The following is an 18,677-nucleotide window of genomic DNA, read 5'->3' as shown; positions in this document are numbered from 1 at the left end:
TCGCGTTACCACCCTACATTTTGTACCAGCCTAGGATTTTTCTCGATTTCCATGATCTGAATAGGCCACAGGTAATGCTTCGGTGCTGTAAACACTCGCCTTTCAATAACCGTTCGCTGATAAAATGCTTCATCCTGCAGGTGTGTGCCTGCCAAGATATTCATCCCATGTACTTCCCGTCCATCAACCACCTCCGCAATTTTCCACCTCCGTGTGTCGAAATAGCGATGAGCTTCGAACGCTAACTCGATCCGCCGTTCGTGGCGGATATGGTCCCGCATCTCTTCTTTACTCATACCTTGCGGCAACGCGGGCATCCCCGCCCGCGAACGGATAGCGTTGACATGGTGGTACACGTCCCTCACCGGACCATCCGCCTCATTCAGCGCTTCTGCGTAGTTGAGGTATTGCTCTCCTAATCGATATTGAACCCACGTATTTAAACCGAACTGTCCTTGCGGTATATTGGATGTCGGGTCAACCATCTTACGCATGAGATAGCCCGAGATACAATAGTCGGAACCGGCGCGTTGCCGTCCATCGATGCCCGTAAACCAAAATTCGATTGGCCGGTCTTTCCAGATAGCCCCGCTGAAGCTAATACTTGCGTAAAAGCGCGGATCTCGATTAGCGTACATATTGCTCACATTGGCTGTATGATAACCCGCCGGATGCGGATCGGCTGTAAAGCCCGTTTCAACATAACCCGATTCCGGATTCACGATGGGTGAACCATCAGCGTTATAACCCGTGATGGGGCGCTGTCCGTTGCTCATCTCGTATGCATCGACCAACTCCTGTGTAGGGCAATAAATGGAAAAACCGCCGAAACCTGTAGGATTGGCGCAGCGTTCGAAGTGCGCGTGCACACCGTTATTTCTAGCCATCAATACCTCCCTGTTGTTGCGCACGAAGAATAACTCCGAGTAATTCCGAACCGGATCATTATTAGCCGCGTAGTAAAGTCCATATCCATTTGCTTCGGCACCGTCTATACACGCCTTAGCCGCTTCGGCGGCAATCCGCCAACGATTGGCATCGTAATCTGGGAACAGACGGATTCCTTGGTCGTCGACAAGTCCTGCATAGTCCGGATTACCATTGAACAGGGGGCTAGCCAAATAAAGTAACGCTTGTGCTTTTAGTGCCAATGAGGCAGGTTTCGTAATCCGGCCATATCGTATCGGGGGAACTGTCCAGTCCAGCAGCGCTACAGCCTTATCACACTCGTCTGCAATAAAGTTAATAACCTGGTCTACAGGTTGTCGTCGTATCACGCTCCAGTCGTCGGCCAACCCGATGGAATGGTCCACCAGCGGAATTGCGCCATACATCCTGACCAATTGAAAATGATAAAATGCACGCAGGAATGTAGCTTCTCCCTTCCACCTGTTTTTTTCAATCTCATCCATCGGCACCCTGTCAACATTTTCAAGGAATAAGTTGGCTTTCCGGATACCTTCATACATGAATCCCCAGAGATCCGGCTCAAAGTCAGCGGGACTCCATGCACCGGAATTAAGCAAATGAGAGTATGCACCTGTCCAGGTGATTTCCATCTCATCACTTGCACCGGTAAACGGGTTACGTTGTACCCATTGCGATGGATCCTGCATTGGAGGTATATTATGGTACACTGACGAGAGAAAGCCCTCTGCGAATTTCCGTTCGGAAAAAATCCGTTCAATATCCAAATTTTCGTCTGGTTGCTTTTCCAGAAAGTCCTTTTCGCATGCCGTTATCATCAACAGGCAAGCGAAGCATATCATTGTTGCTAACTTCTTCATATGGATTTAACGCTATGTTTTAAAATGTAAATTGTCCGCCAAAATTGACACTGCGTTGCAAGGGGTAACCTCCTGTTCCGTAATTTGACTCGGGGTCGATAATTTTGATCTTGTCCCAGGTAAACAAGTTGACACCGTTTACAAACAACCGGCACCTTTCCAACCCATACTTAGCCAGGGCCTTCACTTCGAAGTTATACGCCACCTCGGCACTTTTCAACCGGATATAGCTTGCGTCCTGAAGAAAGTGCGTAGAGGTCCGGTTATTATTCGGATTATCCATTGTTGATACCCTCGGGTACTTGGCATCCGGTGTTTCCGGCGTCCAGCGGTTATCATAATACGCTCTCATGATATTGTACGTCCCCAGTCCCATCTGGAAAGGGTACATGGAGGCACCATCAATGAACAAGCTTGCCCGGGCCGCTCCCGTAAAGAAGGCGCTCAGTTCGACACCCTTGTAAGCCACACTGAAATTTGCCCCGTAAACAAGTTGCGGTGTACGGGGATATCCGATTGCCACCCGATCGAACACGTCGATTACACCATCGCCGTTGACGTCCATATACTTGATATCACCAGGTCTTACATCCTCCATGAACGTTTGTCGCGGGCTGCTCGCGATTTCGTCCTCATCTTTGAACAGACCTAATGAGATATACCCAAAGGGTTGATCAATAAGGTGTCCGATCGGGTTCTGATACGGGTAAAGATAAGTTGGCAGATCATCTTTCACCCTCGTACTTTTCGCATAGGTGACCGTGCCCCTAAAATTATAATAGAATCCACTGCGGGTAGTATTCTTGATCTCGAGCAAGGCATCTATACCATGGTTTTTAGCCGCACCCAGATTGGCAAATGGTATTACCCAGGGATAATATCCCGCTACCCGCGGTATCACACCCCGCTGTATCAAAATGCCCTCGCGGTTTTCCCTGAAGGCATCGACCTGCAATACGGCCCGGCCATTGAACATCTCCAGATCAATACCGATATTTGCTTTGGTAGCCACCTCCCAGGTCACGTCAGGGTTACCGATCTGATCTTCATTATACCCCGGCATCCAAGTCTGCTGTTCGCCGAATGGATAGTCTTGCCCACCATGAATAATATTGGTGAGAAACAGAAAGCGTGTTCCACCGATCTGGTCATTACCCACCTGTCCAAATGACCCCCTGATTTTCAGGTTATTCACTTTACTGACGTTCCAGAATGGCTCGTTGCTAATGACCCATCCGGCTGACACAGAGGGGAAAAAACCATACCGCTTACCTTCCGGGAAGTTCTCCGAGCCGTTGTATCCGACATTAGCCTCAAAGAGATACCGGCTCATGAAATCGTAGGTTACCCTACCGGCAATGCCCTGTCTTCGGTACGGCAGATTATATAGGCTCGATCCGGCAGTGATATCCGTATAGTCGCGTCGGTTGTAAAGGAACATGCCAGCTACATTATGCTGATCAAATGACCGTGCGTAGTTTATCGCTGCTTCAGAATAGTATGCACGATTTGCCGTATTGCCTACACCATACCCCATTGATCCTTCTTCACGGATATCCGGATCCCTGTATTGGTCTTCACCGTTCGCGTCTTTGCCTAAGTATTGCCGGATTGCATAAGGCTTGATCCTGTTGTTCCATCCGTGATAATGATGGTCATAGGAAAAAAGACCACGCAGCGAAAGCCCTTCGGTAACCCATTCAGACAGATCCAAGCGTCCCCCAAATGTGCCCTGGAGGGTATTCCGGTCCTGCGTAGAATAGCCAGACCGCGCAACTAAACCATACGGGTTTTCTTGTAGATACGAGGTCTGTCCTCCCGCAACTGAGCCATCCGGATTCGTAATCGGAAAATTAATCGGTGAGGTTATCCGTAACGAGTTGAAGATATCCGGAGCACTTCTGCCCGGATAATTTCCGCGTTGTATGATACCGCCAATACCCAAATCCAGGCTAAGGTTTTTGGACAATTTAATATCAACGTTCGATCGAAAATTATAGCGTTTCATCTGCGCGTTGTTATTCCAAAAATTATCCGGGTCCTGTTTATAAATCCCGTTGAGCACGGTATAACCGACATTGGTGTAATACTGAACCATATCGGTACCGCCGGTTACACTCAGGTTGTTTATTGTCTGAAAGGTGTTTCGTTTCAGCACCGTATTCACCCAGTCGACATTCGGATACAGGTACGGGTCTGACCCATCCCTGAATTTCTCCAGATCAGAAGAAGAATAAAGTTCGGCCCGACCTTCGTTCGTGAGTGCTTCGTTTATCAATCCCGCGTATTCGTACCCGTCAATGTAATCCGGCAGGCGCAGCGCCTGGAGTGTTGCATTTTCCGTACGGAATATTACCCGTGGCTTGCCTACCTTACCCCTTTTTGTTGTAATCAACACTACGCCATTAGCACCCCGTACGCCGTACACTGCCGTGGCGGAAGCATCTTTCAGAATAGAAAAGCTCTCGATCTCCTGAGTGTTCAAGCTGTTGATATCGCGTTCTACCCCATCCACCAGAATGAGCGGCGAACGGTTTTCCCACGTACCAAACCCCCTGATAAATACCGCAGCGCCATCATAGCCCGGCTCACCGGAGCTCTGCCTGGTGATGATACCAGGCATGCTGCCCGCCAACGCATTGGAAAGCGAGGGGGTAGCGATACGTTGTATATTAGCTACCGGAACGTCCGATATCGCACCGGTTACCGACACTTTCTTTTGCGTACCAAACCCTACTACCACCACTTCATCTATTTGGGCGTCCGACTCCATCAGCACGATATCGATAACGTCTCTACCCACGACCTGTTCGTTTACAGTCGCAAAGCCGATCATGCTAAATTCAATGTGGGTGACCTCATTTGGAAGCGCAAGCACAAAACGTCCATTAGCATCGGTATAGGTACCCACATTGGACGTACCAACCGCAGTCACGGTAACACCGGGCAATGCTTCTCCGGTCGAATCCCTGACCGTTCCGCGCACATCCCGTTCCTGTTGTTCCAGTGCCGCCGGCATTGAAGCCCGTTTGGAATCGACTGAGCCAGCGCGCATCTTAATAACAATCGTTTTATTACCGCCAAGCAGGATGTCTACGGTTCCCGGATCAAAAATCTTATCCAAAACCGCCATCAACGGCTGATTATTCACATTCAGGGTCACATTACCCAAGCTATTCATGACTTCGGATCCAGCAATAAAATTGTAGCCCGTTTTTAAGGTCAGTTGATGGAACACATCCTTTACCGGCATATTACTCACCTTCAGCGTCACCTCTTGAGCCAGTCCTGCGACACTTACCTGAACAAAAAACAAAAGCAGTATCAATGTAAGTTTCATGACGAGAATATACTTCAGGAATTTTTCGGATAAAGCAATTCCTCTCTTTTTCAAATATCTTTTATACATTCGAATTAGATTACTAGGTTTTAATTGGAAACAATTAATTACAATCTGTCGAGGGTGTTCGCCGCACTCTCGACTTTTTTGTTATATAGGTTTATCGTCTTTTTACATATACCCTCCTTTCACTGCTGGTATTAGCCATCTCCTTTTTCTCAATTAGAAATTCAACCTGGGCTGCCATTTCCAGGTTCTCCAACAAATTCAACAATCCCTTGTCACGGAAATAGTTTCCCTGAAATCGGATATCGTTCACGTCATCTTCATAGGTAAAGGTGACATTGTACCATCTTGCTACGCGTTTAAGCAGGTCGGGCAGCCGCTCGTCATTAAATACAAACAATCCATCTTTCCAAGCGGTCACTGAATTGAGGTCTGCCATAACCACACGCAAAGATGACGCGCCGCTCTTACCCGATAATACAGACTGCTGTCCGGGCGCTAACACGACGGATCCCAACCCTTGATGCGTCGCACTAACCCCTACACTCCCCTCGATAACTGAGGTCAAAACTTCACGCTCATGATCATAGGTATTTATGTTAAATTCTGTGCCGAGCACTTGTACGGTATGGCGCTCATCAGCAAGCATGGTCTCTACGAAAAAAGGCCTGTTCTGGTCGGATGCAACCTTAAAGTAACCTTCTCCCGAAAATTCGACAACTCGCTTACCCTTTCCGAATACAACCGGATAGCGCAATGCTGATCCCGCATTAAGCATGACCTCGGATCCATCGGGCAGTATCACCCGATACTGGCCACCAATCGGCGTCGTTATGGTATTGTAAACTTCCTGTTGTTTTGCTGTCGATAAGTGATGTTCGTGCTCAGATTGATATACTAAGACGCCGTCGACGTGCTTCAGTGCCGTAGTAGCTGCTCCGACTTCCATGCGCTCCCCTCCTACCAAGTCATCTAACACGATCTTCCGCCCATCTGCCAGGGTAAGCACTGCTTTGTTTGCACCTGGCGAAATCTCGGTAACATCATCAGCACCAACCGTCAAAAAAATGGCGGCCGGTGACTCTTGCCAATACCAGAAGCTAAACGCCCCTACAGAAACCAGTAATACAACTGCTACGGCATACTTCATCAACCGATGGATACGCCCGTAATCTTTGTTATAATGTCCAATGATACGCCATAATGCTGCCTGCTGCCTTTCGCCCGACATATCCGACAACGCTTCTTTATCTAAGTCATCCCAAAGCTCATCCGTCCACGCTTCCAGCAGGTGACGATAACGCGCATCCAATACCAGAAGCCTCAATTCGGCTATTTCTTCGTCGGATGCTATACCGTCACGGTACCGATCGACTAAAAATTTTACGCGCGCATTGTCCATTGCTATAAGTATCCTGAATTGGTCACTTTATGATATGACCCTTAACGGGTATACCGAGGAGTAATAGGGTGAAAAAAAATTTAAATAAGCGGCAGGAACACCGCAAGAAACAGCTTCACTACATCTTGATACCTAACCATGTAGTTACGCAAAAAGCGCAACGCAAGCTGCATATGGGTTTTGACGGTCAATCGAGACAGATTGGTTCTTTCAGCGACCTCTTCATACTTTAGCCCTTCGTTTTTACACAATTGGAAAATCAGGCGCCGTTGTGGGGGGAGCAGCGCGATGGCACGATCAATGACTTCCTGCGTTTCCTTCAAATTGACCGCTTGCTCGGTGGAAAAGTCAACCTCATCCCAATTGTCTTTCATTTCCTTGCCGACCGTCCTTTCCAAGATCATTCTTCGCAGCCATTTTAAGGTGAAATTCCGGGTAACCACACGAAGGTATGCATCGAGGTTAGCAATGTTGTCAGGCTCCCGGCATTGCCACACCTTCAAAAAGACCTCATGTACGATATCCTCGGCAACTTCTACGGATCCCGATATTTTCAATGCGTAAGTATAGACCTTGGGCCGGAACCGGTCATAGAGCACGCTGAACGCACCCTCATCCTGAATACTGATCCGTTCGAGGAGCTGTTTTTCCGTTAAGTCCCGCTTTTCGATTAAAGGTTTCATTCGGATTCAAGGCAACGTAACCGCATCTATATTTTCTGACACCCGGTTACATGGCCAACCATCATGTATAATTGGTTGTTCAAAGGTAAGCCCGACTGGAAGGAAAACCTAACGGAATTTTTCCCTTTAATGACTGTTATATATCACGCTTCAAGAAAAGCGATCGCACGTTTAGGTAACAGAAAGTCAAAAGGTCGTAATGGTTACATCCCTTACCTGAATTTTTGCCGCTCCCCCACTGTGAAGTTGCAAAGCAATTACACCCTTTGATGGAATATTAGGGTCTTTCTCCACATAGTCACAGGTCTTTATCCCGTTGATATAAAGCGTATGGTGATTACCGCGCACTCGTATCAGGTAACTATTCCAATCACCATCTCGAAGGATATGACGAAGCGTCGATAAATCACCTTTAACAAGCAGCGCCCTCCGGTGCTCATCATAAATATCTCCCCAATGCCCATTTCCGATGTCAGCTTGATACCCTACCATATCATTATTTGAAACGTAAGAGCGGTATTGAATTCCGCTATTGATGAAACCGGTAGCTGGATCGCCAGATAACCTAAACAAACAACTGAATTCAAAATCCTCATATTGCTGTTCCGTTTGCAGGTAAGTGTTTTTCGGAATATTACTTATCCCGTCGCCACCCGTTATCGAACTATCCGAAACCCTCCAATATACCGAATCCGATTGGTCTACAGGCTTCCAACCTTTGAGCGTTGAACCGTCAAATAGCTTCACCGTTTTGGGCGTCTGCTGCGTCGACTTTTGCGCTAAGAGACTTGAAAAACCGAATAAGACCAGTATACCCGAAGAAACGGGAACCATCCATATATTTCTTTTCATCATTAAGTAATTCATCAACTCCATTATAGCAAATATAACTGAGGCAAATAGTATTGACCACACGTCTGTTATCCTTTTCTACCTGTTTTTTATCTTCGCCGGAAGGCAAAGAAAGCTTCCTTGCTGATAAACTACATAGCTAGCAAACTACGGCCTTTTACCGCAACGGCTTGGTTAACTCAGTTATAGGCAATCGTGTTGCTCAAAGTACCGATGGGACCGATCGTAATGTCTACGCGGTCTCCCACCTGCAACGTGAATTCATTTGGTGGCACCAAACACGTACCGGTCATCAGGAAGCTACCGTAGTCGAATCGGCATTCCCGATAAAGGTAACCGACCAATTCGTCCAATGAGCGTTTTATGCGATTGATTTTAACGGAATCGCAATACATCAACTGTTCATTCCGTATGATGTCCATTTCGATTACAGTCTCCGGGTCTATTCGTGATTCAGGGACATAAAGGCATGGCCCCAATGCGGCACTCCGGTCATATACCTTAGCTTGTGGCAAGTACAGGGCATTCTCGCCCTCGATGCTCCGTGAACTCATGTCGTTCCCCACTGTATAGCCCTCGATGCTACCCCGCGAATTAATGAAAAGCGTCAATTCCGGCTCGGGTACGTCCCATACCGAATCCTGACGTATACTAACCGGTTGCCCGTGCCCGGATACCCGATGTGGCAACGCCTTGAAGAACAGCTCCGGTCGCTCAGCGTGATAGACCTTGTCGTACAGGTCCGCTCCGCCCGAATCCTTAGCCTCTTCCATCCGTGCTTCCATACTTCTGAAATAAGTCACCCCGGCGGCCCACACTTCTTGATTACCGATGGGCGGTAATAGTCCGTTGTCAATCCACGCCCGTGCCGCTGACTCCTGAATTAATTGCGCTGAACTGAGTATTTCATTGAGATATCGATACAAGTCATCCCGATTGACAAGTTCGTCCCAATCCTGACCAGCGGCGTAGTATCCATCTGACGCATGAAGCAGGGGCCCCTGTGTGGTTTTGTATAGTTTCATATATTTTTTTTGCTCTCAAGTAAGCAGTATGCTAAAGTTGCATTTACTTGGCTACAAACTATTTTCCGGTCATGCCAAGTTCTACCACGGTTATCCTGTTGCCGTAAAGATCGGCACAATGGAAGTAAGTACTGCCATCGCTGCTTGCTATCGGCTCAATAATTTCTACGCCATTTGCTTTTATGTGTTCATATAACTTACGGCAGTCGTCCGTATAAATGACCACGGTAGGCTGTCCTCCTGTTTGTTTTCCCAACAAAGCCTTCTGATCCTTACCCTCCGCTTGCAGAAACCATATTCCAACATTGTCATCTGCACTAAAACGGATATGCATAAAACGCTTATTGCTTGAAACTTCAGCGTCAAATAATTTCTCGCAAAAGAAGTTGCTATGGTAAAAATCAAAGGCAGCATCGTAGTCTTCAACCAGGATAATAACACGGCCAAATGTTGTTTTCATGAATACGTATAATGATATGTTTAAATATATCGCACGGCTCGCTTCATAAACTAACACGCGATTAGCGAATCAGTAACGCCGTTCGTCGTTTACCTCTATCCAATATCCATCAGGGTCTTTAATGTAGAGCTGTTTTACACCATCTACACGGGTACCTACTTTGCCAAGTTCATGCTGCACGTTGTAGTAATCAACACCAAATTTCTTAAGCCGTGCAATGAAATCATCGATGGAGACCACGCTAAAGCACAGGTGGGTACTCCTGTTGTGTTCCCTGATTTCGGCAGCATCCCTAATCAAATGCAACGACAACCCCGGAGCGATTTCAAACCACTTATGTTTGCCTATTTTAAAAGGCTCGGGAATTGTATCGAGCTGCAACACGTCCTGATAAAAGGATGCGCTTTTCTCCAGATCATAAACAGATAGCGCGACATGGTTAAACAGCGCTTTCTTCTCTTGCGAATTGGCTTTCATAGTAGTGCCAATGAGACATATACTACCCAGTAAATAGCGTGCTATCTTTCGTTTCATCCATCAAATTTATGCAAATTCACTTTTATATGCAATATAGCGTTTGTTTCTGGATAGGCATACTCCAGCTCATCGGCAGTCCTCGCGGTTACTACCGAAAACCTTTTACCGCCTTGCCCGTTTATTTTGTAATTTTACGCTATAAACTAATGGAAGATGAACGAACTATTCAAAGCACTCAACTTCAAAGGGCAAAAGTCTATCCCGTCCGTCACTGATGAGAACCAAGCAAAAGGTATACCTTTTAGCGTTGCTTTCGTAACAAAACAGATGGAAATCGATAGTAACATCACAAAATTTGAGGCATGAAACTAATATCGATCCCATTCGTTCTAGCAATTACTATTGCGTGTACCCAAGCACAACCAAGGCAAATGAAGTACAAAACAACCGGCAGCATCGAGCGCTTAGACCCGGCGTTGGATGCCATTATCGATACGGGTGCAACAGCCGAAATCATCGCTGAAGGCTTTAAATGGAGTGAGGGGCCCCTGTGGGTGGAAAGTGAACAAATGTTGTTGTTTTCGGACGTTCCCGCAAATACAATCTATAAGTGGACAGAAGAAAATGGCACGGAAATTTACCTGCGACCAAGCGGTTATACCGGACTTGAACCCAGCCAGAGTAGAGAACCTGGCAGCAATGGGTTATTGCTGGACAGCAACGGCCACCTTGTCCTCTGCCAACATGGCAACCGCCAACTGGCCAGAATGGACGCTCCATTGGATAAACCAGAAGCAAGATTTGTTGCACTGGCAACCCACTACAACGGCAAGCGTTTCAGCAGCCCGAATGATGCGGTGTACAACAGCATGGGAGACCTGTTCTTTACCGACCCTCCTTACGGCCTACCAGCACAAAATGACGATGATCCGGCAAAAGAAATCGGTTTTAACGGAGTATATAAGATTACCCCTGGTGGAGACGTCGTCTTGCTGGAAGGCAGCATAACCAGACCAAACGGGATCGCATTTTTTCCCGGCGAAAAAAAATTACTGGTTGCTTGTTCAGACGCTAAGGCGGCCAATTGGTACGTATTATCTATCGGCGAACATACCGCATCCCGGTCCTTGTTTTACAGCGCCACTAACGAACGGGAAAGGCTAAAAGGCCTGCCTGACGGATTGAAAATCGATAAAAACGGAACTGTGTTCGCTAGCGGGCCCGGAGGAATATGGATTTTCAACGCGGATGGACACGTGCTGGGGAAAATAAAATTGGACGAAGCAGCTTCCAACGTGGCATTATCGGCCGACGAAAAAACAGCGTATATAACAAACCATCAATATGTATTGCGAATTAAACTGAGAAAATAAAAGTCCAACCCGTGCTATCAACCTGAACCTCCCTTCCACTCAACTTTGCCGTCCGGCAGGATATGGCAAATAATACCTAATAAGTTACTGTTGTCGGAAATCCGCTACAATATCTGATTATCAATTAGTTTATCATTGTATAATACACACTCGTTCATACCTTTGCCACCACTTATGGAACGGGTCTGCCAATGCACGTTAGCCCGCTAATACCAAAAGGTATATATGAATTTGAGTATATTTATCGTAGACGATGATATCATGCTGGGCAAAATACAGAAGGCACTGGTAAAATCAATATGGCCATTGGACGATCCGACTGTTTGTCACGACGGGTTAAGTGCGCTTAAATCTATTGAACAGGAGGCAGTCTTAGGCAAAAAGATATTGGTCCTGCTCGATATCAATATGCCGGAAATGGATGGTTGGGACGTTCTGGATTTTCTGTGCAACGAACCTTACTATAAAAATATCTGGGTTATCATAAACACTTCATCGGAGGAAATTGCAGACGAGGTAAAATCGAAATCGTACGCCCAAGTCATCGCTTTTAATAAAAAACCATTGACGAGGGAAAAATTGCTCAAGTTAATGGAACAGGATCCATTAGTCGTACTCATTTAAAAACAGAACAATCCGATTGAATACGGGCAAAACATATGGAATTGACATCAGTTTTGAGGAGCTTAAGCTGCCACTGTTCCACGACGTGCTAATCCTTGCGAAAAATGCGGCCCAGGGAAAGTACGGACTTGGAAAATCGTTGGACTTGCTTATACCCGGCGTCTTTGAGGCGGTGAGTACAGATGTAGGACATGAGCATATTGAAGCTGTTTTTATAAACAAACGTCTCCTCACTAAAATCCCGGTCGAAAACGTGATAATGTTATTAAAACAGCATGTCTTTGATTACGTTGGTGAAGGGGAATTAATACAGGTTGATATGAAGGTACGTATTTCGATGAACAATATTAACGGTTGACCGCAGGTACACCTGTTATGAATATAAAGACATTGGTTACCAAGCAATACCTGACGCTCGATGCATATGCCGGAACGGGCGCTGCAAAAGCGTTGTTGCGTACAACGGATGCAGTGGTCATTCTGGATGGAAACTCACCGATCGGAATAATTACGGCGGCAGACCTGGCAATGAAACCACATCAATTGGTCATCGATTGTTTGCCAGATAGGCCAGTCGTAACCTGCACCGAATTAATAAGTAACGTGTTGACCCTCATGAAAACAACCGGGAATAACGTACTTCCCGTTACATGCTATGAGCGCTTTTGCGGAATAATTAAACAGGCAGATATCCTTTCACACCTTCACGCCATTCAGGAAAAACAACGGACGGCCTTATTGGCAGCAGCGCATGATTTACGCAGCCCTATAGCTGCTATAAGTATGCTGGGAACCATATTGAAAGCCGACCCGGCGTTACACAAACACCAACATCTTATTGATAAGTTAAGCGAGTCCTGCGATTACGCAGAGGTACTCATCCAAGATATCCTCACTACAGAACAATCCCAAAGTGAAATGCTGACACTTCAAGACGAAGATCTGGATGATCTAGTAAACGAATGTGCCGTTTCGCTATCAGACAAATTGGAAGACAAAGCCCTCATCTTGTCGAAACAGCTGCACTGCACAAAGACCATCAAGGCCGACCGTCTAAAGTTGAAGCGTGCGATCAATAACATCCTTTGGAATAGCATCAAGTTTACCCATCCAGGCGGAATGATTAGCCTTTCTACCAAGGAAGAGGTAAACGACCGGGTGGTACTCATTATACAGGATACAGGCATTGGCATCCCCGAAGCCATGCGGGAAAAGATATTTGATAAATTTACGCAAGCAAAACGCGCCGGAACCGTTGGGGAGCCTACAACCGGGCTGGGGTTGTATCTCACCAAAACAATCATTGAGTCGCATGGCGGCACCATTCATATGGAGAGCGACGGACAATCGGGGACCAGTTTCATTGTTTCGTTACCTGCTTATAACCGATCAACCTCCGCGAACTAAACAGGCTCTGGGCATCCCTTCCACAGTACCGCCCTAATCTCTCCTCTCGGCAATGCGGCACCTTTTTGATCAAGCAAAAAAACCATGAATATACCATTGGTTGCGATCGCTGTAATGTCCCGACCTGAACAGCCAATACCGTTGCCCTTCGTCATCTTCCACCTGGTAATAGTCTCTGTGGTCGCCAGGTTCCAACCACCACTCACGCTCGATGCGTTCAGGCCCGTCGGCCTTCCTGATCACATGCGTCTCACCCTTGTAGCGGAATAGCATGGGTGGATAATCCGGTATTGGAGCCGTTACCTCCAGCGGCTCCGGCTTGTCAAGCAACCGTATAGGGCGCGGTCGGCATTCGGGCCAAGAGGCCGTGGCCTTTTCCCCGATGGACGAGGCGATCTTAATGGATCGCTCAGGCCAGTAATGCTCATCAGGAAGGTAGCGGCGGATGTTACAGGTACCCTCTCTGCTTTCCAGTCGGTCCAGCAGTTCAACCAATGCTGTATTTCCCAACCCTTCTGCTTTCTTCCATAAAGTTTCTTGCATGGTATCCACATCCTCCACCTTACAGGCTTTCAATACAAACAATTCGATGCCCAGTGCAGGTTCGATCTCTGGCACCTTCAACCCGAACAACCGGAGAAGGTGTGACGTGTTGGCGGTTGGCCTACCGGTACCAATAGCCACTTTGACGATTTTTCCATCCACACGATAGCAGGTCAGGATCGCTTTACGCAGGCCTTTTCCTTCTCCGGCCATCCGTTTACAGAGCGCTTCCAGCAGCTTACCTATAGCAACCTCAATACCTGTCGCTGTCCGAATGGGTTCTAAGCTGGGCTGCCGTTCTTCATATGGGGGCACAGGCCGCAGGGGAGATAAGTGTTCCTCTTCCTCTCCCAGTGCCTGCCGTAACTTTGACAGTAGGTGCTCACCAAAGCGCTTCCGCAATGCGGCATGTGGCATCCCAATGAAACCGCCCACGGTGTTCAATCCCAACTTATACAGCCGTTCTACGGTTTCCGGCCCAAGCCGCAGCGCGGAAGGTGGAAGGTGCATCAGCGCCTCTCTTTCATTCCCCGTTTCCACTATGGGAGTTGCCTTGCCGAAACGGGCTACTGCCCAAGCAGTGCCAATGGTGCCTGCAATAGCCATCTGCGTGTCGTATCCTCTCCGCCTCAGGTGAGTAACGACCTCTTTCAAATACGCCCGCTCGCCACCCCACAAGTGGGCACAGCCACTGATATCCAAGATCAGGCCATCGGGTGGGTCTACCGCCACGCAAGGGGTATAACGTATACACCAAAAACCGATCGCTCTGAGCAGCTTTCCCGCCAGTTGAGGTTGATCTTCTATAACTTTCAAGGTGGGCAGAAAGGCCTTTGCATCAGCAACAACCATTCCAGGGGCTACACCCTGCTCCTCGGCCAAAGTGTTTACCGCCGTGATGACCATGCGTCCATGCATGGGCGCTGCCAGCACAAACGGTACGCCGTGCAGTTCGGGTTGTTGAAGCGCCAACCGATCTGCCGTAAGGTGTCGAAACCACAGAGAAGCAAACCTTTTTTTCATGTCACCCCGATTTCCTGTCATATAGCGATAGAACACCGGGTTGCATTGGCAGATCAACGGGTATGAAATTCCCGGATGACCATTCTATCTTCCAGTATCCCGGATGACCATTGCGCACCTTCATAAGCTCAACTTCCCACCGCGGAAATCCCACACCCGGCAATCCCTCTTCCAGCGCACTTGCTAGATGCCTGATCTGCCAGCGGGCAACGCTAGCCGTCGCTCCAATCTTGCGGGGATTGCTGCGCAGTACAAACCCCATTATTCTGCTTTTTTCAACCGCTAGTTGCAAGCGCCGAGATTGCACGAACTCCAGTTCACGCACCTCAGCAACAACCGCAGCAAGCCCCGGGCACTTGAGCCCCTCCTCCATAGCCCAAAGGACATCCCGTTGCCGCGCCATGTCTACAAAAACGATACGGTCCGGTTCCACACCGAAGGCCCGGATGGCAGGTGGAAATAACACTTTGGAGTTGCTAATCCACAAGCAAACCTTGCCGCCTTCCATCAGGCGGGCCAGTATCCCCCCGATGAAACCACTGGCTGCGGCTTCCTGTTCGGGACTTGTGCTGATGAACTCATGAATACCCCAGGCCGGAAAGACGCCATTTGGAAACACGCTTTCTATAGGCCCCAGCCCGATTTTGCCTGTAGGATTTTCCGATGGTGCAAAGCCCTGCAAACGCAGGATATCCTGCTTCAACCGATTCACTACCGCACTTTTGTTTTCCAACATTGTTGCCATATCTTCAGAGATTGGACAACAAATTTAATGCTAATATTTTTAGAATTTATAATTTTATGGAAAATGTATTAAGATACCTGTTTTTAACCGTCATCTTCACCGGGATCGGCCGTGCTGTAGGTGTACAAGCCGGACACCAGCTGGCTTTCCCTATTTCAAGGTCAAAGCCTTAAAGGAACGGGTCAATTCCGTCAGCGACTCCTCAACGCCCATGCGTTCAAGTGAAGAAGCGCCTACAAATCCTTGGACGTCGGTCTGATCGAGCATCTGCCGTACATCTTCTGGCGTATTGACTGGGCCTCCATGAGCAAGAAAAAAAACATCGGGATTAACAGACCGGCCCGCTTCAATTATTTCCTGCGTCCGGGTAATGGCAAAATCCATGCTTCGGGTAGCATTAACCACACCGATGGATCCGCCTACTGTAGTGCCCACATGGGAAATGATTGCATCCGCACCGGCATCAGCCATTTGCTTGGCTTCCTCCGCTGTGGCAACATAAACAATGGAAAACAAATCCATTTTGGTGGCAAGGCGAATCATTTCCACTTCCTTTGCAAAACCCATTCCGGTTTCTTCCAGCACCTGGCGGAAGTGCCCATCTACAATGGAATGGGTAGGGAAATTGTTTACGCCCGAAAAACCCATGTCTTTTACCTTCAGCAGGTGGTGCCACATCCGGCGCCGTGGATCGGAGCCATGCACACCGCATATTACGGGAACCTCCTTTACCACCGGCAGCACTTCAAATTCACCGATTTCCAGCGCTTCCGCGTTGGCATCTCCGTACGCCATCATCCCTGCGGTAGAGCCATGTCCGGCCATGCGGAAACGCCCAGAGTTGTAGATAATGATCAGGTCAGCACCGCCCCGCTCAATAAATTTAGCGCTGATACCTGTACCTGCTCCGGCGGCAATGATGGCTTTGTTTTCTGCTAATGTCTGCTGCAGGCGTTCCCTCACTTCCTGCTTGGTGTAGGGATTGCCCACCCCTGTCCATGGATTTGGCATATGTCAATCGTTGTTGTTTGCCATGCGAAGGTCGGCAAGTTTGGCAACATACGCAAATTGTCTTTCAGTCATGCTGGTGTCCCATTAAGCGCTGCAACACGGCTACGGCATGGCGAGCAAAGATGCTGTCGTTGATATGCGCTGTGATTTCACTAACTTCGACCGGCCCGGTTGCGGTCTCTTTTATTGTTTGGAACAACAGCTGATTGACCTGCGGACGGAAAAAAAAACCGCCATCCGCATCGATCTGGGACACCCCGTTCATAGGCAGCAAAATAGCCACAGGCGCTTGGGAAACGCTCAGCTTGCGGGTGAGCAGTTTTCCCAATTGACGATTTTCTGCCTCATCGGTACGCATCAGCGTTACGTCGGGTGCCCAGCTGTACAATAATCGATGACGGTATCGTTCAGGAACCGTGTCCGGGTGTGCAAAATTTACCATATCTAAGCATCCTGGGGCGACCACTTGGGGAATGCCGCATTCCGCCGCGGCCTCAAGTCGGTGCGGCCCCGCGCTACATATGCCGCCGCAAAGCTCATCAGCTAATTCAGTAGTGGTCAGATCCAACACGCCGTCAAAACATCCTTCGCGGATCAACGACTCCATGGTTTGCCCACCCACTCCATTAGCGTGGAAAACAAACACTTCGTAACCTCTGCATTTGAGCAAATCGGCACACGCTGTTACACAGGCGGTGGTATTACCAAACATGGTGACAGCAATGCGGCCTGCCGGGGCTTGGGCTGCTTCCTCTGCAGTTGCCCCCGCATTGGCCATGCCACATATGGCAGCCGCAGCCTGCCGGATTAACATCCGGCTGATGCTGTTCAATCCCGCCACATCGACAACCGATGGCATCATTGTGATGTCCTTGCTGCCGATCTGCCGGGAAAGGTCTTTGGAAGCTACCGTGCTAAGGCAAATTTTGGGGATGCCCAGCGGCACCGCCTGCATCGCTGCAATCGCCATGTAAGTACCTCCTCCGCCCCCCATGCCAATGACTGCCTTCAGCTTGCCAGCCTCACACAACCGGGTAAGGATACCAGCCGCGCCGCGCCCCATCACATCGACAGCGTGCCCACGGTCTGCACGTTCCCTTAAACTACTGAGCGTATGCCCACCAGCCAAGGCCACCTCATTGGCATCGAAATCAACTGGGAAACCTACTGCTGTACCGGTGTATATACCTGTGTTGATCGTAATCACGGTCTCACCGTGGGCTAAAATACACTCGCGCAGAAATGCAAAATCTGCTGCTTTGGTGTCAAAGCATCCCAAGAGAACAATGGACTTCGGGGTGTAAGTCATTACTTCTTTTGATTTTGACGCTAAAGTTACAGATATTTATGGATACTGGTTAGTTTTGCCTTGCGCTTTGGAAACCAGACACACACGCAATGAAACAACCAATTTTATATGGTATCTTGCTTTGTATAGCCATCTGTGCCTTTGCCAAAACAGACAGGCAGCCGACTGACTGGATACAGCAGGACATCGCAGCCATGCTTCCCGAAGGTGATATTCTAGCGGTTATTCTGGATATAAAAGGCTCATACGGGATGCGAGCTTTCGGCAGATTGAGCTTTTCAATAGGCAGTGATGGCCAGCATATATGGTTTCATACTTACGATGGCCACTCCTTACCGACAAATATGCTGGATAAGGTTCAAATAAACCTTAAACAAAACGTTGTCATCATCGGTGAAGCCGAGTTAAATTATGTTGGCGTAAAAAAAGTGATTATTAACGATAGGTTCGACAACAAATGGCAGGGATACCGCTGGTCTTTTGAAGGAGAAAAACGGTATGAATTCACTTTAGGTCGCGTGGAAAGCAGCGGGCAGACATTCATGCGGATTCAAATCAACCGAATAGGAAATAACATCTCCCTGCTGGACCTTCCATTGCTTTTCTGAGC

Annotated in this window: 18 protein-coding genes; 6 read left to right on the top strand and 12 right to left on the bottom strand. The window is 48.2% G+C overall.

From position 1 onward, the window contains the following. Nucleotides 1-5: 5 nt before the first annotated feature. The 8 genes from ACFOET_RS09885 to ACFOET_RS09850 form a co-directional block, all read right to left on the bottom strand. A complete protein-coding gene (locus ACFOET_RS09885) occupies nt 6-1,787 on the bottom strand; it encodes a RagB/SusD family nutrient uptake outer membrane protein (RefSeq protein WP_379022090.1) in 1,782 nt (593 codons plus the stop codon). A gap of 19 nt (nt 1,788-1,806) precedes the next feature. Then, a complete protein-coding gene (locus ACFOET_RS09880; protein ID WP_379022088.1) occupies nt 1,807-5,127 on the bottom strand; it encodes a SusC/RagA family TonB-linked outer membrane protein in 3,321 nt (1,106 codons plus the stop codon). A 160-nt stretch (nt 5,128-5,287) separates the two neighbouring features. After that, complete coding sequence (locus ACFOET_RS09875; RefSeq protein ID WP_379022086.1) at nt 5,288-6,535, bottom strand: FecR family protein; 1,248 nt, start codon at nt 6,533-6,535, stop codon at nt 5,288-5,290. A gap of 80 nt (nt 6,536-6,615) precedes the next feature. Beyond that, nucleotides 6,616-7,218, bottom strand: a complete 603-nt coding sequence (locus tag ACFOET_RS09870; protein ID WP_379022084.1) for an RNA polymerase sigma factor — start codon at nt 7,216-7,218, stop codon at nt 6,616-6,618. A gap of 186 nt (nt 7,219-7,404) precedes the next feature. Further along, nucleotides 7,405-8,073: a 3-keto-disaccharide hydrolase gene (locus ACFOET_RS09865; RefSeq protein ID WP_379022082.1), complete on the bottom strand. Its 669-nt coding sequence runs from the start codon at nt 8,071-8,073 to the stop codon at nt 7,405-7,407. 176 nt (nt 8,074-8,249) lie between these two features. Continuing rightward, a complete protein-coding gene (locus ACFOET_RS09860; protein ID WP_379022080.1) occupies nt 8,250-9,095 on the bottom strand; it encodes a fumarylacetoacetate hydrolase family protein in 846 nt (281 codons plus the stop codon). 58 nt (nt 9,096-9,153) lie between these two features. Then, nucleotides 9,154-9,555, bottom strand: coding sequence for a VOC family protein (locus ACFOET_RS09855; RefSeq protein ID WP_379022078.1), 402 nt, complete (start codon nt 9,553-9,555; stop codon nt 9,154-9,156). Between the two features lie 69 nt (nt 9,556-9,624). Continuing rightward, nucleotides 9,625-10,089, bottom strand: a complete 465-nt coding sequence (locus ACFOET_RS09850) for a VOC family protein (RefSeq protein WP_379022076.1) — start codon at nt 10,087-10,089, stop codon at nt 9,625-9,627. Nucleotides 10,090-10,245: 156 nt separating this feature from the next. On the opposite strand from ACFOET_RS09850, the gene ACFOET_RS09845 reads away from it, so the two are divergent. From ACFOET_RS09845 to ACFOET_RS09825, 5 genes are all read left to right on the top strand, one after another. Next, the gene (locus ACFOET_RS09845) at nt 10,246-10,398 is read left to right on the top strand and encodes a hypothetical protein (RefSeq protein ID WP_379022074.1); all 153 of its coding nucleotides are present in this window, start codon (nt 10,246-10,248) and stop codon (nt 10,396-10,398) included. 65 nt (nt 10,399-10,463) lie between these two features. Beyond that, nucleotides 10,464-11,405, top strand: a complete 942-nt coding sequence (locus ACFOET_RS09840) for an SMP-30/gluconolactonase/LRE family protein (RefSeq protein WP_379022072.1) — start codon at nt 10,464-10,466, stop codon at nt 11,403-11,405. 225 nt (nt 11,406-11,630) lie between these two features. Continuing rightward, entirely contained in the window at nt 11,631-12,029 is a 399-nt protein-coding gene (locus ACFOET_RS09835) for a response regulator (RefSeq protein ID WP_379022070.1), read from the top strand. A 16-nt stretch (nt 12,030-12,045) separates the two neighbouring features. After that, complete coding sequence (locus ACFOET_RS09830) at nt 12,046-12,387, top strand: hypothetical protein (RefSeq protein WP_379022068.1); 342 nt, start codon at nt 12,046-12,048, stop codon at nt 12,385-12,387. Between the two features lie 17 nt (nt 12,388-12,404). Then, nucleotides 12,405-13,436, top strand: a complete 1,032-nt coding sequence (locus tag ACFOET_RS09825; RefSeq protein ID WP_379022066.1) for an ATP-binding protein — start codon at nt 12,405-12,407, stop codon at nt 13,434-13,436. Nucleotides 13,437-13,505: 69 nt separating this feature from the next. Here ACFOET_RS09825 and ACFOET_RS09820 read toward each other — a convergent pair whose 3' ends face one another. From ACFOET_RS09820 to ACFOET_RS09805, 4 genes are all read right to left on the bottom strand, one after another. Then, the gene (locus ACFOET_RS09820) at nt 13,506-15,002 is read right to left on the bottom strand and encodes a Y-family DNA polymerase (RefSeq protein WP_379022064.1); all 1,497 of its coding nucleotides are present in this window, start codon (nt 15,000-15,002) and stop codon (nt 13,506-13,508) included. Nucleotide 15,003: 1 nt separating this feature from the next. After that, nucleotides 15,004-15,747, bottom strand: coding sequence for an ImuA family protein (locus ACFOET_RS09815; protein ID WP_379022062.1), 744 nt, complete (start codon nt 15,745-15,747; stop codon nt 15,004-15,006). 150 nt (nt 15,748-15,897) lie between these two features. After that, nucleotides 15,898-16,758 (bottom strand): phosphoenolpyruvate hydrolase family protein, encoded by an 861-nt coding sequence (locus ACFOET_RS09810; protein ID WP_379022060.1) that lies wholly within the window; start codon nt 16,756-16,758, stop codon nt 15,898-15,900. Between the two features lie 64 nt (nt 16,759-16,822). Continuing rightward, nucleotides 16,823-18,067: a Tm-1-like ATP-binding domain-containing protein gene (locus tag ACFOET_RS09805; RefSeq protein WP_379022058.1), complete on the bottom strand. Its 1,245-nt coding sequence runs from the start codon at nt 18,065-18,067 to the stop codon at nt 16,823-16,825. 89 nt (nt 18,068-18,156) lie between these two features. Between ACFOET_RS09805 and ACFOET_RS09800 the strand changes: the two genes are divergently transcribed. Continuing rightward, nucleotides 18,157-18,675 (top strand): hypothetical protein, encoded by a 519-nt coding sequence (locus ACFOET_RS09800; protein ID WP_379022056.1) that lies wholly within the window; start codon nt 18,157-18,159, stop codon nt 18,673-18,675. The last annotated feature ends 2 nt before the right edge of the window (nt 18,676-18,677 follow it).

This window comes from Parapedobacter deserti (assembly GCF_042646065.1).
GTDB lineage: Bacteria > Bacteroidota > Bacteroidia > Sphingobacteriales > Sphingobacteriaceae > Parapedobacter > Parapedobacter deserti.
Note: the sequence above shows the minus strand (reverse complement) of the source record. Positions and strands in the feature narration are given on the sequence as shown.

Bases quoted from the DNA above. Each gene is read 5' to 3' on its own strand.
- ACFOET_RS09885 (WP_379022090.1), bottom strand. From the start codon at position 1,787: ATGAAGAAGTTAGCAACAATGATATGCTTCGCTTGCCTGTTGATGATA.
- ACFOET_RS09880 (WP_379022088.1), bottom strand. From the start codon at position 5,127: ATGAAACTTACATTGATACTGCTTTTGTTTTTTGTTCAGGTAAGTGTC.
- ACFOET_RS09875 (WP_379022086.1), bottom strand. From the start codon at position 6,535: ATGGACAATGCGCGCGTAAAATTTTTAGTCGATCGGTACCGTGACGGT.
- ACFOET_RS09870 (WP_379022084.1), bottom strand. From the start codon at position 7,218: ATGAAACCTTTAATCGAAAAGCGGGACTTAACGGAAAAACAGCTCCTC.
- ACFOET_RS09865 (WP_379022082.1), bottom strand. From the start codon at position 8,073: ATGATGAAAAGAAATATATGGATGGTTCCCGTTTCTTCGGGTATACTG.
- ACFOET_RS09860 (WP_379022080.1), bottom strand. From the start codon at position 9,095: ATGAAACTATACAAAACCACACAGGGGCCCCTGCTTCATGCGTCAGAT.
- ACFOET_RS09855 (WP_379022078.1), bottom strand. From the start codon at position 9,555: ATGAAAACAACATTTGGCCGTGTTATTATCCTGGTTGAAGACTACGAT.
- ACFOET_RS09850 (WP_379022076.1), bottom strand. From the start codon at position 10,089: ATGAAACGAAAGATAGCACGCTATTTACTGGGTAGTATATGTCTCATT.
- ACFOET_RS09845 (WP_379022074.1), top strand. From the start codon at position 10,246: ATGAACGAACTATTCAAAGCACTCAACTTCAAAGGGCAAAAGTCTATC.
- ACFOET_RS09840 (WP_379022072.1), top strand. From the start codon at position 10,464: ATGAAGTACAAAACAACCGGCAGCATCGAGCGCTTAGACCCGGCGTTG.
- ACFOET_RS09835 (WP_379022070.1), top strand. From the start codon at position 11,631: ATGAATTTGAGTATATTTATCGTAGACGATGATATCATGCTGGGCAAA.
- ACFOET_RS09825 (WP_379022066.1), top strand. From the start codon at position 12,405: ATGAATATAAAGACATTGGTTACCAAGCAATACCTGACGCTCGATGCA.
- ACFOET_RS09820 (WP_379022064.1), bottom strand. From the start codon at position 15,002: ATGAAAAAAAGGTTTGCTTCTCTGTGGTTTCGACACCTTACGGCAGAT.
- ACFOET_RS09815 (WP_379022062.1), bottom strand. From the start codon at position 15,747: ATGGCAACAATGTTGGAAAACAAAAGTGCGGTAGTGAATCGGTTGAAG.
- ACFOET_RS09810 (WP_379022060.1), bottom strand. From the start codon at position 16,758: ATGCCAAATCCATGGACAGGGGTGGGCAATCCCTACACCAAGCAGGAA.
- ACFOET_RS09805 (WP_379022058.1), bottom strand. From the start codon at position 18,067: ATGACTTACACCCCGAAGTCCATTGTTCTCTTGGGATGCTTTGACACC.
- ACFOET_RS09800 (WP_379022056.1), top strand. From the start codon at position 18,157: ATGAAACAACCAATTTTATATGGTATCTTGCTTTGTATAGCCATCTGT.